The sequence below is a fragment of the Massilia cellulosiltytica genome, assembly GCF_047325105.1.
In the GTDB taxonomy this organism is placed as follows: Bacteria; Pseudomonadota; Gammaproteobacteria; order Burkholderiales; family Burkholderiaceae_D; genus Telluria; species Telluria orientalis.
Genome location: NZ_CP168562.1, coordinates 2,877,855 through 2,890,942, shown reverse-complemented (window position 1 = coordinate 2,890,942; position 13,088 = coordinate 2,877,855). Strand labels below are relative to the sequence as shown.

Here is a 13,088-nt window from a genome sequence, read left to right as displayed (position 1 = left end):
AAAACGGTTACTACAGTTATTGGATGACGATGCGTTCCTGCTCGACGGGGATGCCGATCACGAAATCGACGTGGATTCCCCGCTTGCCCGCATCGCCATCGACGCTTTCCACGATCTCCGTCGTGATCAATAAATATTCGCGGCCGCCGTCCGCCAGCTGGCGCACGTACGGCATGAAATACATCTCCTGGCGCAGGCCGTGCTGCCCTTGTGCATCGTCGATGCGCGTTTCGCGGCCCTTGAACGGCGCAACGAACTGCGCATCCGGCGCGCCGGCATCGCGGGTGTAGTCGAGGCGGTCGGACTCCCCGAACACGGTCGACAATTCCGCCGCCCCCAGCATGTCGGCCAGCTGCTCGCGCCACAGCGTGTAGCCCGCGTCGCCCAGGCCGTAGCCGGCCACGCCCGTGTACGCATCCTGGTCGTCGGCCGTCTCCGGGATCACGCGCGCCAGCTGGGTGCAGTACAGCACTTCGGCCACCTTGCCGTCGTCGCCGCAGAACACCTGCAGGAATTTCTCGTCCGCCGCGTCGTCGCCCTTGTCGAGGTACAGGCGGTACAACTCCACCGGGTTCAGCTCCATACCCGGCTGCAGCCGGATCTGCGACACGGCGAGAATGCGCGTGTCCGCGGCGGCCGGCATCGCGATCAGCGAGCCGTTCGTCTGCGCCCGGATGATCGGCGACATCTGGATCTGCACGACGCTGCCGATGCGCGCGCCCAGCGGCACGTCGTCGTCGGCGCGCGTCGCGCCCTGCGTCACACCCTTGTTGGCGGCCACCGCGCGCACATAGCTGAAGACATCCTTCCAGGCCATTCTCGTCAATTCCTTTCGAACGAATAATTCGGTTTCTTGGCTTCGCGGCCGCGGCGCAGGCGGCGCCACGCGAAGTACACCCCCCAGCCGATCAGCGCCAGCACGCACAAGGTCAGGAACACGCCGAGGAACGACGTGCCGCCGCCGGACGCGGACGACGCCCCGTCCGCGCTTGCGCCCCCATATCCGCCCGGATAGCCGTTGTTGTTCGCATGCGCGCCGCGCGCCGCGTTCGCGATCACGGCACCCGCGATCACGTGACCGAGGCCGCTGTCCTGGCGCACGATCACCGGCGGCTGCTGTTGCTGCACGGGCGGCGGTGCATACGTCGGCGCGCTCCGTCCCTGCTCGTATCCCGGCACCGGCCGGGTGTCCCGCGCCGAATCGGCCTGCGCCTGCCGGCGCGCGTCCAGCGTGCGCAGCGCGTTCGCTTCCGACGTGTTCCTGTCCAGCTTCCGCGACAGCGCCGAATCCGATTTCTGCGGCGTGGCCGCCCCGCCCCCGAACGAGCCGAAACCGCCCGACGATCTGCCCGGTTGCGGCGCGGCGTCGGGCGGCGCCGAACGCCGGCTGAACGAGCCGAAGCTGGTGCCGCTCGACTTCGCCGACGAATACGACGGCCTCGATGGCGGCGACGAGCGCTGCGACGAAAAGCCGCTCTTGAAGGAGCTCGACGAGGACGGCTTCGCGTCGACGGCGCCGACATGCGCCAGCGGGAGCAGCAGGGCCAGCACGAGCGCGACGTTATAAGACTTCAACATGGTCATGGAAGCGATCGAAAGTTAGAATCAGCATAACGACCGCGATGGTCGCACGCACCGGTAAAATTAGCAAAGGAATACCATGACCCGCCGTTACCTCGACATGAACCAGCACGATGCCCTGTACACGGTGGCGCGCAAATACCCCGGCGGCATCGATGCGCTGGCGCGCGAGCTGGACATGTCCGCCAATGTCTTGCGCAACAAGCTGTCGCCCACGATCGCATCGCACTATCCGTCGTTCGAGGAGGTGTCGCAGATCGTCGAGTGCTGCCACAAGGCCGGCGTGCAGGAAGCGCACCTGCCGCTGCACGCGCTGCTGGTGCGCCACGGGATGGCGGCGTTCGTCGTGCCGCAACCGGAGCAGGCGCGCCAGGACGACTTGTCGCAAACGGTCTGCCGCGTGATGAGCGACGTGGGCGCCGTGGCCGAGGCCGTGTCGACCGCCCTGCTCGACGGCACCGTCACCCCGGTCGAGGCCGACCTGATCGAACGTAAATTCCATGCCGCGCTGTCCGCCCTGGGCGCCTGGCGCGCACGCCTGCGCCAGGAGACCGAGGCGGGCATCCGCTGATCAGGAACGCAGGCGGCGTTCGGGCGCCGCCGCCGCTTCTTCGCGCGCTGCGCCGCGCAGCGAGCGCAGGAACAGCCCCAGGCCGCCGAACGCCAGCGCGAGGATGCAGATGAGTTCAAACGCCGACATCGTGCGCAGCGACATGTTCACGGACGCGATCACGCCGAACACGAGCGCGGCGAACGCGCAGATCGCCAGCAGCCAGCCCAGCACGTTGCGGGCGTTGTAGAAGATCATGGCGATGCCGATCACGAGGGGAATGAGGACGATCCCGCCCGTGATGCCGTAGCCGCCCACGCCGAACAGGCGCGTGCCGAGGCCGAAGCTGGAACTCACCACCACGCTGTTGAGGAGCAGGTAGAAGCCCCCGCACATCAGCACCAGCCCCAGGAAGAACTGGCCCGTTCCTCCGCCCGTACCGCCCGCACCGTTCATTGTGTCCTCCGTCTTGTTTTTTGTTGCGACGGCGACAACAATACCAGACTTTCCGGTCACATTGCCAGTGTGCCGGACGGTAAAGCAACGGTTAAATTACCGGGGAGCGTCGGCGACCGGTTCGCCGAAATCCGGCATCCCGTCCGCGCGCCAGCGGATGGCCTGCGCGCGCGTGTGGCGGTTCGGGTCGTGCAGCGAATCGCCCTGGATCTCGCGGTAGTTGCGCGCGTGGTAGACCAGCACGTCAGTCTTGCCGTCCGGCGTCGTCGTGAACGCGTTGTGGCCGGGGCCCCACTGGCCGTTCTTCTCGCTGCTCCTGAAGACGGGCTCCGGCAGCTTGGTCCACGACTTCGCATCGAGCAGGTCGGCGTCCGCCGGCGCGCTGACCATGCCGAGGCAGTAGTTCGCATCCGTGGCGCTGGCCGAGAACGTGACGAACACGCGGCCGTGGCTCACCAGCACGGCCGGGCCCTCGTCGACGGCGAACTTGACCTTCTCCCACGCGTACTCCGGCTTCGTCAGCAGCACGGCCGGGCCCTTGATCGACAGCGGCGTGTCCATCTTCGCCAGGTAGATGTTGGTGCCCTTGCTGCCGTCCGGCGCGGTCTGGGTCCACACGAGGTAGCGCTGGCCGCGGTGTTCGAACGTGGTGGCGTCCAGCGAGAACGATTCCCAGCCGGTCTTGACCTGGCCGCGCTCGACCCACTCGCCCGCGAACGGATCGGCGGACGCGCTTTCCAGCGCGTACAGGCGGATTTCCCACGGATGCTCGGCGCTGCCGGCCGTGAAATAGATATACCACTTGCCGTCGATGCGGTGCATTTCCGGCGCCCAGATGTGCGCGCCCATCGCGCCGGTGGCGTGCTTGCGCCACACGGTCTTCGCCGGCGCGGCGCCCAGGTCGTCGAGGGAACGGGCGCGGCGGATCTCGATGCGGTCGTATTCCGGCACGGTCGCCGTGTAGTAGTACCAGCCGTCCGGCTGCAGGCTCACCTGCGGGTCGGCGCGCTGCTGCACGAGCGGATTGTGGAATACGGGTTCGGCGGCGCGGGCCGGCGCGAACGCGGTGGCGAGGCACAGGGCCAGCGCCGGCAAGGCGCGTACGGTCAAGCGATACATCGGAGCTCCAAAAAGAACGCAGGCTGGCGGCGATGATCGGATGATAGTCGGGCAGCGTCCACCCGACCAATGAATTTTTTCGCGTCACCGATACGAATTCACCGGGTCCGGCGGCGCGGCCTGTCGTCCATCCCCGCCTCGTCGACGTCGGCCGACGTCGACCGCGAGCGCCTGTATTCCAGTTCGCCCGCTTCGTCCGGCAGCGCCGGGCCGGCGTACAGCACCGCGACGTCGGCCAGCGCATTGGCCCAGTCCGCACCGAACCCGGACAGGGGCGTCAGCCGCAGCCAGCGCGCCGTGACGGTGTGCCCGAAACGCACGGTCTGCGGATCGAACGTCGACGCGAGCGTCGGACGGGCCACGTCGCGCCACGTCGTGCCGTCGTCGCTGGCCTGGATGGACCACTCGCGCACGTCGCCCTCGTGGTCGCGGTGATTCTGGCGCGGCATCAGCACCAGCCCGTCGAACGGCACGGCCTGCGCGAACCCGATCGTCAACACCGGCTGCGGCCGCGGCGCATCGCCCTTCACCGCGACGAGACTGACCGTATTGGGGTCGCCGTCCACGACGTTCGCCGCATCAGGCCATCCGCTTGCTGTCGCGCCGAGTCTTTTCATCACGCGCGTGTCGAACAGGCTGGCGCGCAGCGCGGCGGGATCGACGGCCGTCGCGGGCGCGAAGCGTGGGCCGGCCATGTAGTCCAGCAGCGAGCGGCGCAACTGGCGCGCGGCCGGACGCTCGTCCAGGCGGGTCTCGAGGTCGAAGGTCGCCACCATCAAGCGGCCGCCGCCCACCTTCGCCTCGAACACGGCGCCGAGACGGTAGTTGCGGTTCCAGTCGTCGATGGGCTGGACGATGGGCCGCAATCCGGCCGGCAGGCGTTCGAGATTGAACGCGCGGGCGCCGGCCACCAGGCCGCTCCACTGCCAGTCCATGTGGTCGGCCGACGGGAAGCCGGCGAGCGCGGGATGCGCGCGATCGATCCACAGGCCCAGCATGCGCGACCATGCGGGATTCATCAACCGGTTCCAGAACACGGGGACGTCCGCGAGCGGCGGCGAGGTCCAGTCCAGGTCCGCCTTGCGCGGCAGGTACAGCACCTTGCCGCCCTGCGCCAGCCGCGCCTCGGCTTCCGGCCACGCATGCGTCACGAGCACGCCAGCCGGGATGGCCGCATCGACCTGGTCCGGATACAGCCAGAAGTTCCAGTCGTTGGCGATGCTCGTCCCGTCCAGGCCCGCGACGAGCCGGTAGTGCGCGGGCGCAGGCAGATGCGCGAGGTCCGCGCTGACGCGGCCCAGCGGGATGTTCTTCCCGATCGGGATATCGAGGTCGGCGAAGCGCCCTTGCAGCACCGCACGCCCGGCATCGTCCTCGATGCGCCACCACGGCCGCGCACCGGCCAGCGGCTGCGCGCCGTAGTGCGCGATCTCCACCGGCACGTCGAACGCGTCGCGCGTCGTGAACACGGAGTGCGTCAGGCGGGCCAGCGGCACCGTCGCGCCGTTGAAGCGGCGGAACGCGTCAGGCGCCGCATAGCCTTTCGACGCCCAGAACGTATCGAGGATGCCGACGAGCGCCGTGCCCTGGCCCAGATAGTCGTGCAGGTCCAGCAACTGGTAGCCACTGAGGCCGCGCGTGCGCAGCGCCGCCTCGATCTCTTCCTTGTAGCACGCCAGCTGCCAGCGGCCGGATGCCAGCGCGAACTCGCGGTTGCGGTCCAATACGCCGTGACTGCGGGCGGATTCGCGGAAGATCTCGTAGTTCCCCGGCTGCAGATAGCCCGTGAACTTGTCGATGATGGAGAAATCCGGATACGCGACCCATTGGCCCACCTCGTGCGACACGACGGGCACGCGGATGCCGTCCAGCGACGCCGCGTAGTCGCGCCCGAACCACCCGGTCTTGTTGCGCAGCGGTTTCGGGCCGATGCGCTGCACGGCCAGGTAGTCGACGTCCTTGTCGAGATCCGGTACGACCGGCTCCGTGTGGCCCGTGCCGTTCGTGTACAGGCGGCGCGGGTCTTCGGCGCGGAAGCGCGCGGTCCACTTCGCGAACACGTCCTTCCAGTGCCCCGACGGTTCGTTGCTGGGACTGAGGAGCAGGAACGACGGATGGTTCCCGTACGCGCGGATCAGGCGCTCGGTCTCGTCGTACAGCGCCTGTTCGATGGGCGTGCCGGGCTCGAACCGGTTCCACATGCCCGGCTCCGGCTGCAGGTAGATACCCACTTCGTCCGCCGCCTGGAAGGCCGCTTCCGGCGGCGTGAACGAGTGGAAGCGCACGTGGTTGATGCCCCACGCCTTGTTGATGGCGAAGATCTTCTTCCAGTACGCGACGTCCGTGGGCGGATAGCCGGTGAGCGGAAAGTCGCCGCCGTGGTGCGTGCCGCGCAGGAACACGGGGCGGCCGTTGACGAGGATGTCCGTGCCGCGCGCCGCCACCTGCACGAAGCCGAACGACACGTCGCGCGCGTCGTCGGCGCCCGGTCCCGCGAGACGCAGCTGCAGCGCCTGCAGCACCGGATGGAACTCGTCCCATGTCGGCGCTTCCTTCGGATACTGCACGCGAAATTCCGCATGGCCGCCGTCCGCCGTCCAGCGCACGGGAATGCGCCGGCCATTGGCCGTGACCGTCCCCGCCCCGGCCTTGCCGCCGCCATTGCCGACGTCGAGCTTCACGAGCACGCTGCGGCTGGCCACGTCCGGGAACACCTGCGCATCCGCGATGTAGACGGGCGACGTCGCGCGCAACTCGGCCTTGCCGACGATGCCGTTCCAGCTCATGCCCAGCGAATCGGAGATGCTGTGCGAGTCCGGCCGGTACGCCATCAGCACGCGCGAATCCACGCGCACCGTGATGCGGTGCCGGCCGGGCGCGAGGGGGCCGATGGCGTAGTCGTGCGGCGCCACGAGGGAAAGGTTGGTACCCAGCGCACGGTCGTCGATCCACGCGCCGGAACCCCAGCGGGGCCGCTCCAGGTGCAGCACGACGCGCTTGCCGCGCCAGGCGGCCGGCACCTCGACGTCGCGCTGGTACCATGCCGCGCCGAGGTAGTGACGCGGCGGCTGGCTCAGGAACGGCACCTTCACCTGGCCCGGCTTCGTGAATGCCGCGTAGTCCGCGCGCAGGTTCCAGTTCTTGTCGTACAGGGACAGCACCCACGGCGTCTGCACCGTGATGGCGTCGCCGTAGCCCTGTGCGTTCAGGATGCCGGGGACGCGGATGCGGTCCGCCAGCGTGCGGCTTTCCCAGTGGCCCGCCACGCCGGCGTCGTCGCGGTCGAGCGCGAAACGCCAGTCGCCGGCCAGGTCGATGGTGTCCGCCGCGCCGGCCGAAGCGGCCCAGGCCAGCGCGGCGATACCCAGCAGGTTCCTCATGCGTCAGCCGCCGAAGCGGTAGTTCGCGCCCACCATGATGCGGCGGCCGGCGTAGCTGTAGTCCAGGATGCTCGGGGTGCCGTTCTCGAACGGTACGTACGAACCCTGGCTGTTGCTGGTTGCCGCGTTGTTCAGGTTGCGTCCTTCGATGAACACGTCGAGTTCCGGCGTGATGCGGTACTGGATCTTCGCATCGACGTAGCGCGTCGCGTCCTTGAAGTTCGGCGAACCCGGGTTGTAGGCCGGCGGACGGGCGTTGCCGCTCGCGTTCGGGTAGTTGTTCAGGTAGTTGGAGGACGAACCCGCGATATTGTTGAAGTAGCTGCCCACGCCCTGCACCGCGACGCGCGCCGACAGGCGGCCGTCGTCATACCAGATCGCCCAGTTGTACTGGAACTTCGATTCGCGCAGCGGCGGCAGCGGCGTGCCGGTCAGCAGGTCGACGATGTTCTGGGTCGACGTGACCGAAGCCAGCTTCGTGTAGTTCCCGTCGAAGCCGAGGTAGCGCAGGCGCCACGGCAGGAACGTGAAGGCGGTCTTGGTATTGAATTCCCAGCCCTTGCGGGTGGTCGGGACGCCGTTCTCGTAGGTCGGGAACGAGAACGGCAGTTCCGCCAGCGATCTGCCCGTCGTCGGGTCGACCAGGGCCAGGCCCAGCGTGCCGTTCTCGGTCTGCACGATCGACGGGCCCACGATGCCGCGCTGGTTGAAGTAGGACAGCGAGAACATCGTGTCCTTGCTCGGGTAGTATTCCGCACTCCAGTTCTGGTTCAGGTTCTTCTGCGCCTGCAGGGCCGGGTTGCCGACGGTCTTGGTGCAGGTCTGGGTGCCCTGCGCGTCGACGCGCTCGTCGTAGCGGCACAGGCCCGACGGCAGGAGATTCGTCACCGGCGGACGGGCGACGGTCCGGGCGCGGTTGTAGCGCACGACGAACGTGTCCGGCACGAGCCACATCGCGAGGTTATAGATCGGCAGGAAGTCGTGCGTGGTGGCGTCCACCGCCGTGTTGGTCGACACCGTGACGTCGTTGATCCCGCCGGCCGCGTTCGGGCTGGCCGGATCGAAGGCTGCCGTGCGCGTGATCGACTGGAACTGCATGTTGCCGATGCCGTGGATCTTGGTGCGGATGTAGCGGTAGCCCAGGTTGCCTTCGACCTGCCAGTCGAACGGCAGCGCGCGGCTGGTGAACGGGATGCGGTCGATGTTGAAATCGCCCATCACGTACAGGGCCTCGGAACGCTCGCTCATCCTCGTCACGGGTGCTTCGTACGTCTTGCCGTCCGTGCCCGTGCAGCTGGTGACGCAGTCCAGGTTCGCGTTCGTGATGCCGGCCAGCTGGAACACCTTCTGCACGTCGATGTTCGGCCAGTTGGTGACGGCGCCGCCGAACTGGCCGTTGGCGCCGTTGAACAGCTGGGTATTGGTGATGTTCCCGTTGAGCGACTTGGCGATGATGTCCTGGAACTGCTGCGGCGTCACGGTCACGATGCCCGAGCTCTGGCTGTCCCAGCGATTGCTCTTCACATAGCCGTACTGGCACTTGTTCCCGCCCGCGCCCAGCGAACCGGCGGTGTCCTGGCAGCCCACGAGGGTGCTGCGGACGAGGCCCGGGATCGCATAGACGATCGGGTCAGTGCTTACCTGGTAGCCGTTGCCGCCGCGGGTGTCGTAGCGCGTGTCGCGGAAGTTGAAGCCGGTCTTGAAGCGGGTGAAGAACGGAATGGATTCCGGGACCTGGAACGTGAAGTCGGCCTTCGCCGTGCGTTCCTCCGTCGCCGTGATCCCCGGCGTGTAGGTCAGCTGCGGCTGCGAATACGTGAGCAGCGGCTGCTGGTTCGCCGTGTAGGCCGGCACGCTGTTGATGTAGGTGTTCCCGCTGGTGACGGCCGCTGCGGCGGCCGGCTGCACGAGGCGCGCATAGTTCGCGGGGTTGTACAGGTCGAAGGTCGACCCCTGCGGGAAGTTGTACGTCCACAGGCCGTTCGGGGTCACCGACATCTGTGCCGCCCCATAGTAGGAACTGAACGTCGTGCGGAAGGTCTCCGTCGTGTAGTTGGACTTGGCGTCGCCGACCAGCCACTCCGCCTTCATGCCGCCGTGGTTCCATTCGCCGCCGGTCTGGAAATACTTGGTGATTGTATCGGACTTCTGGAAGATCTGGTCGACACCGGCCGCGCCGTCGCTGATGCCGAAGCTGGTCACGTGGTGGCTCGCGTCCACCGTGACGGTCGACGGGTCGACGTTCGTCACAGCGCCCTGCACGGCCGGTCCGCCGCTCAGGTAGCTCACATTACCCGGGTACAGGTAGTAGCCGGCGCCGCTCGCACCCGGCGCGACCGAACGCACGCCGCTCGCGTCCACGAACGTCTTCGCCGTATTCACGTTCATGCCGCCCAGGTTGAGGAACGACGTCTTGTTGTCGGTATGGCGCTTGGAATAGCTGCCCTTGGCGTACACCACCAGGTCCCGGTTGACCTTGAAGTCGGCGCGCAGGTCGAGGTCCTGGCGGCGGTCGATCTCGGTCTGGATCTTGTTGCGGACCAGCGAAGGCGTATAGTCGTTCCACTGGTTCAGGCAACTGATCAATTCGTTCTGGCGTTCGTTCACCGCATTCGTCCGGTTCGACGCGCTCAGGTTCTTCAGCGTCCCGTCCGTGGTGGCCAGTTGCGGGAACGCGCTGTAGCAGTCCGCCTTGGTCTGCGCCGCGGCCGACCTGGTCAGGATCTCGTACGGCGAATACGTGTTGTAATTGCCGGTGCCGTTCGTGTACGGATAGATGCCCGTGGAGCCGGCCGCGGGACCTGCAGGCGTCGTCGACGCCGGATCCGCCATGTTCAGCGTGGACGGGTTGTACGTGAAGGTCTTCTGCGGCGAGTTGTCGAAGTCGATCAGGCGCGCGTAGCCTGCGGCCGCGCTGGTCGCGACCTGCATCTGGTGCTGCTCGTTGGCCGTCGTCGACTTCGACGCATTCAGGATCACGCCGAGGCGGTCGTCCATGAATTTGCGCGACAGGATGACGTTGGTGTCCGGCTCCCACTTCTTGTTCAGGTTATTGGTGGTGCCCGCCACGCGTACCGACGCGAACGGCTCCTTGAAATCGAGGCCCGTGCGCGTCTTGATGATGATGCCGCCGCCGAGCGAACCCTCGACCATGTCGGCCGTCGAGCCCTTGACCACGTCCACGCTCTTGATCAGGTCAGCCGAAAGCTGGCGGAACTCGCTGCCGCGACCGCTGGCCGCGTTGTTGGCCGACTGCACCGCCATGCCGTCGATCTCGACACGCGTCAGGTCCGGTCCGTTGCCGCGCACGGCCACGGTGACGCCCTCGCCGAAATCGCCGCGGTCGAGCGCGATACCGGCCATGCGCGAGATCGCCTCGCCGATGTTCCGGTCCGGCAGCGAGCCCACGTCTTCCGCGACGATGGAATCGAGCGCGGTGGCCGCGTTCTTCTTGCGGGCGATCGACGATTGCTGCGATTTGCGGGTCGAGACGACGACGGTGGCGATGCCGCTCGCGATCTCCTGGTTGCCCTGCGGCGCGGCCGTTGCGGCGCTGCCCTCGCCCGCGCCGCCGGCCGGCGCCTGCGCGTTGGTGGCGCCCTGCGGCGGCGTGGCGTCCTGCGCGAACGCGGCCTGGCTCGCCATCAGGGAGGCGACCGCCAGCGAGACGGCGTAGGCGAGGCGGGTGGGGCGAATGACCTGTCGGATGTCGTGCATTTTTCTGTCTCCTTGTTAGACCACTGCGCGGTCTGTTTTTGTCTGGGTCGGCTTGAAAACAGTGTAGGGTCGTGTGCAGCCGCCGTGATATATCAGCAGGAAATACTCATCCGCGTGAGCGAAGTGCGTGCGCAAACACCACACGAACCGATCAACGCCGCGATTGCGATTCCTTTTTGGCGTCGATTCGCGCTTTTGCCGCATCGATGGTTATCGCAACGCGCCGCCCGCGTGCCGCCCCGGCCGAATCGCTCAATTCCGTGAGCGATCCGGCCACACGCACTGCGCTATCCTTGACGAAACAACAAGGAGACACGATGAAGCCAACCATCATCCCCGCCCTGCTCTCGGTCGTACTGGCGTCGTCCGTCCAGGCGCAGACGGACACCGTGACCGTGAACGGTGCCCGCGCGCGGGCCGGCGATCCCCATGCGATCAACGCGGCGAAGGACCGCATCCTGAACGGCCGGTCCGCGTCGTCGTGCGCGTTCATGGACCCGTACAATCCCGCCTACGATCCGGTGACGACCGCGTACATGCGCGACTTCGGCCTGGACGACAGCCTGTCGAACGACGTCCCGCGCGCCTCGGACCTGGCGCCGGACGGCGACGTGTCGAGGATGCCATCCGCCATCGCCCGGAGCACCGGCTGCCGCGGCGCAGACTGGCACTTCGCGGCGGGCCGCAACCGCATCGTCCGCAACGACAGGACGCTCGCGCTGGGCTACGAAGCCTTCGACAACAAGGACTACGCGCGCGCACTGGACATGTTCGGCACCGCATGGACGAAGATCGGCTACGACGACGCGGCGCTGATGCTGGCGCGGATGCACCTGTACGGACTCGGGACGGCGAAGAATGGCGCGCAGGCTGTCGCGTGGCTGGAAAAGGTGGACCACAAGCCGTACGACCCCGCCCGCTCCGACCTGCTGGCGCCCCGCATCGACGCCGCCTTCATGCTGGCACGCATGTACGACCGCGGCATCGGCGTCGCACGCGATCCGGACAAGGCCCGCGCGTGGTACGAAAAGGCGGCCGGCTATGGCTACGCCCCGGCGCAATACCTGCTGGGACTCGCTTACTACACGGCCGACGGCGTCCCGCGCGACCTGAAACTGGCGGGCGCGTATTTCGAAGCCGCCGCGCGCGCCGGCATTCCCGCCGCCCTGTTCGCGGCCGGACGGATGCACGACCTGGGCGAAGGCGTGCCGGCCGATCCCGCGAAAGCCATCGTGTACTACAAGGAGGCGGCCCTGAAGGGCGACCCCGATGCCCGGTTCGCGCTCGGCACCTATTTCTACAGCGGCGAGGTCGTCGGCAAGGACCTCGCCACCGCGCGCCGCTGGTTCGCGGCGGCGGCGCGCCAGGGCCAGCCCGACGCCATGTTCAACCTGGGCGCGATGGCCGCGCACGGCGAAGGCGGCGCCAGGGATCCGGCCACCGCCTACGTGATGTTCGACCTGGCCCGCCAGGCCGGCCACGATCGCGCGGCGGCCGCGCTGCAGGCACTGGCGCCCACGCTGACGGCCGACGAACGCAAGCGCGCCGACACCGTGCTGCACCCGCCGCACGGTCAGGCCGGCTCGTAGTCCGCCGGCAGCATCATGCCGGGAAAGCGGGCGCGCAGCACGTCCAGCGCCTGCAGGGTGCCCGCCAGGTGCTGGCGCACGGCCCGCTGGGCGCCAGCCGCGTCGCCCTGCCCGATGCAGCGCGCGATCTGGCCGTGCTGCTGCAGGATCGACCGTGCCTTGCCGTTCAACGGCAGGTGCAGGCGCCGCAGCCGGTCCAGGTTGCCGCTGCAGCGGCGCATCATGGACCACAGGTCCGGCAGCTCGGACGCTTCGTACATGCGCAGGTGGAAATCCATGTCGATGCGTGTGAAGCTCTCCAGGTCGCCCGCTTCGAGGCAGCCGCGCTGGCGCGCGACGAGGTCCTGCAGCGCCTTGCCCAGGTCCGGGCGGGGCTGGCGCGCTAGCACCCACGCGATTTCCAGTTCCACCGACAGGCGGAAGAAATGCGCCTGGCGCGCGGCCGCGAGGTCGATGGGCCGCACGCGCGTCTGGTGCTGCGGGTAGATGTCGACGAGGCGCTCTTCTTCCAGCCGCAGCAGCGCTTCGCGGATGGGGCTTTGCGACAGCTGGAAGTACTCGCACAATGCCGGCCGCGCCAGCACGGCGCCGGGTTGCAGGGCAAGGCTCACGATCTGCGCGCGCAGGTGCTCGAACACCTGCACGGTCGCGTTGCGCGAGCGGTCCAGGCGAAACGGGATGTCGAGGGCGCTCATC

9 protein-coding genes are annotated in these 13,088 nt (G+C 67.8%); 2 read left to right on the top strand and 7 right to left on the bottom strand.

The window, feature by feature from the left end; genetic code table 11:
- Positions 1 to 16 precede the first annotated feature (16 nt).
- Positions 17 to 817, bottom strand: a complete 801-nt coding sequence (locus ACEN9H_RS12655; protein ID WP_413675025.1) for a DUF2491 family protein — start codon at positions 815 to 817, stop codon at positions 17 to 19.
- 5 nt (positions 818 to 822) lie between these two features.
- Entirely contained in the window at positions 823 to 1,584 is a 762-nt protein-coding gene (locus ACEN9H_RS12650) for a hypothetical protein (protein WP_413675024.1), read from the bottom strand.
- Positions 1,585 to 1,660: 76 nt separating this feature from the next.
- Between ACEN9H_RS12650 and ACEN9H_RS12645 the strand changes: the two genes are divergently transcribed.
- Positions 1,661 to 2,152 (top strand): phage regulatory CII family protein, encoded by a 492-nt coding sequence (locus tag ACEN9H_RS12645; RefSeq protein ID WP_056125469.1) that lies wholly within the window; start codon positions 1,661 to 1,663, stop codon positions 2,150 to 2,152.
- Here ACEN9H_RS12645 and ACEN9H_RS12640 read toward each other — a convergent pair whose 3' ends face one another.
- From ACEN9H_RS12640 to ACEN9H_RS12625, 4 genes are all read right to left on the bottom strand, one after another.
- Positions 2,153 to 2,587: a hypothetical protein gene (locus tag ACEN9H_RS12640; protein ID WP_371764603.1), complete on the bottom strand. Its 435-nt coding sequence runs from the start codon at positions 2,585 to 2,587 to the stop codon at positions 2,153 to 2,155.
- 96 nt (positions 2,588 to 2,683) lie between these two features.
- On the bottom strand, positions 2,684 to 3,706 hold the full coding sequence (locus tag ACEN9H_RS12635; protein ID WP_413675023.1) for a family 43 glycosylhydrolase: 1,023 nt from the start codon (positions 3,704 to 3,706) through the stop codon (positions 2,684 to 2,686).
- Between the two features lie 98 nt (positions 3,707 to 3,804).
- Positions 3,805 to 7,086, bottom strand: a complete 3,282-nt coding sequence (locus tag ACEN9H_RS12630; protein WP_413675022.1) for a discoidin domain-containing protein — start codon at positions 7,084 to 7,086, stop codon at positions 3,805 to 3,807.
- A gap of 3 nt (positions 7,087 to 7,089) precedes the next feature.
- Positions 7,090 to 10,803, bottom strand: a complete 3,714-nt coding sequence (locus ACEN9H_RS12625) for a TonB-dependent receptor (protein ID WP_413675021.1) — start codon at positions 10,801 to 10,803, stop codon at positions 7,090 to 7,092.
- Between the two features lie 317 nt (positions 10,804 to 11,120).
- Here ACEN9H_RS12625 and ACEN9H_RS12620 point away from each other — a divergent pair, with 317 nt between their 5' ends.
- On the top strand, positions 11,121 to 12,392 hold the full coding sequence (locus ACEN9H_RS12620; RefSeq protein ID WP_413675020.1) for a tetratricopeptide repeat protein: 1,272 nt from the start codon (positions 11,121 to 11,123) through the stop codon (positions 12,390 to 12,392).
- On the opposite strand, the gene ACEN9H_RS12615 is transcribed toward ACEN9H_RS12620, so the two are convergent.
- Positions 12,377 to 13,087 (bottom strand): GntR family transcriptional regulator, encoded by a 711-nt coding sequence (locus ACEN9H_RS12615; protein WP_056125456.1) that lies wholly within the window; start codon positions 13,085 to 13,087, stop codon positions 12,377 to 12,379. The genes ACEN9H_RS12620 and ACEN9H_RS12615 overlap by 16 nt on opposite strands.
- Between the last annotated feature and the right edge of the window lies 1 nt (position 13,088).

What these genes read in the sequence shown, in the direction of transcription:
- ACEN9H_RS12655 (WP_413675025.1), bottom strand. Translation starts at nt 817, where the DNA reads ATGGCCTGGAAGGATGTCTTCAGCTATGTGCGCGCGGTGGCCGCCAAC.
- ACEN9H_RS12650 (WP_413675024.1), bottom strand. Translation starts at nt 1,584, where the DNA reads ATGACCATGTTGAAGTCTTATAACGTCGCGCTCGTGCTGGCCCTGCTG.
- ACEN9H_RS12645 (WP_056125469.1), top strand. Translation starts at nt 1,661, where the DNA reads ATGACCCGCCGTTACCTCGACATGAACCAGCACGATGCCCTGTACACG.
- ACEN9H_RS12640 (WP_371764603.1), bottom strand. Translation starts at nt 2,587, where the DNA reads ATGAACGGTGCGGGCGGTACGGGCGGAGGAACGGGCCAGTTCTTCCTG.
- ACEN9H_RS12635 (WP_413675023.1), bottom strand. Translation starts at nt 3,706, where the DNA reads ATGTATCGCTTGACCGTACGCGCCTTGCCGGCGCTGGCCCTGTGCCTC.
- ACEN9H_RS12630 (WP_413675022.1), bottom strand. Translation starts at nt 7,086, where the DNA reads ATGAGGAACCTGCTGGGTATCGCCGCGCTGGCCTGGGCCGCTTCGGCC.
- ACEN9H_RS12625 (WP_413675021.1), bottom strand. Translation starts at nt 10,803, where the DNA reads ATGCACGACATCCGACAGGTCATTCGCCCCACCCGCCTCGCCTACGCC.
- ACEN9H_RS12620 (WP_413675020.1), top strand. Translation starts at nt 11,121, where the DNA reads ATGAAGCCAACCATCATCCCCGCCCTGCTCTCGGTCGTACTGGCGTCG.
- ACEN9H_RS12615 (WP_056125456.1), bottom strand. Translation starts at nt 13,087, where the DNA reads ATGAGCGCCCTCGACATCCCGTTTCGCCTGGACCGCTCGCGCAACGCG.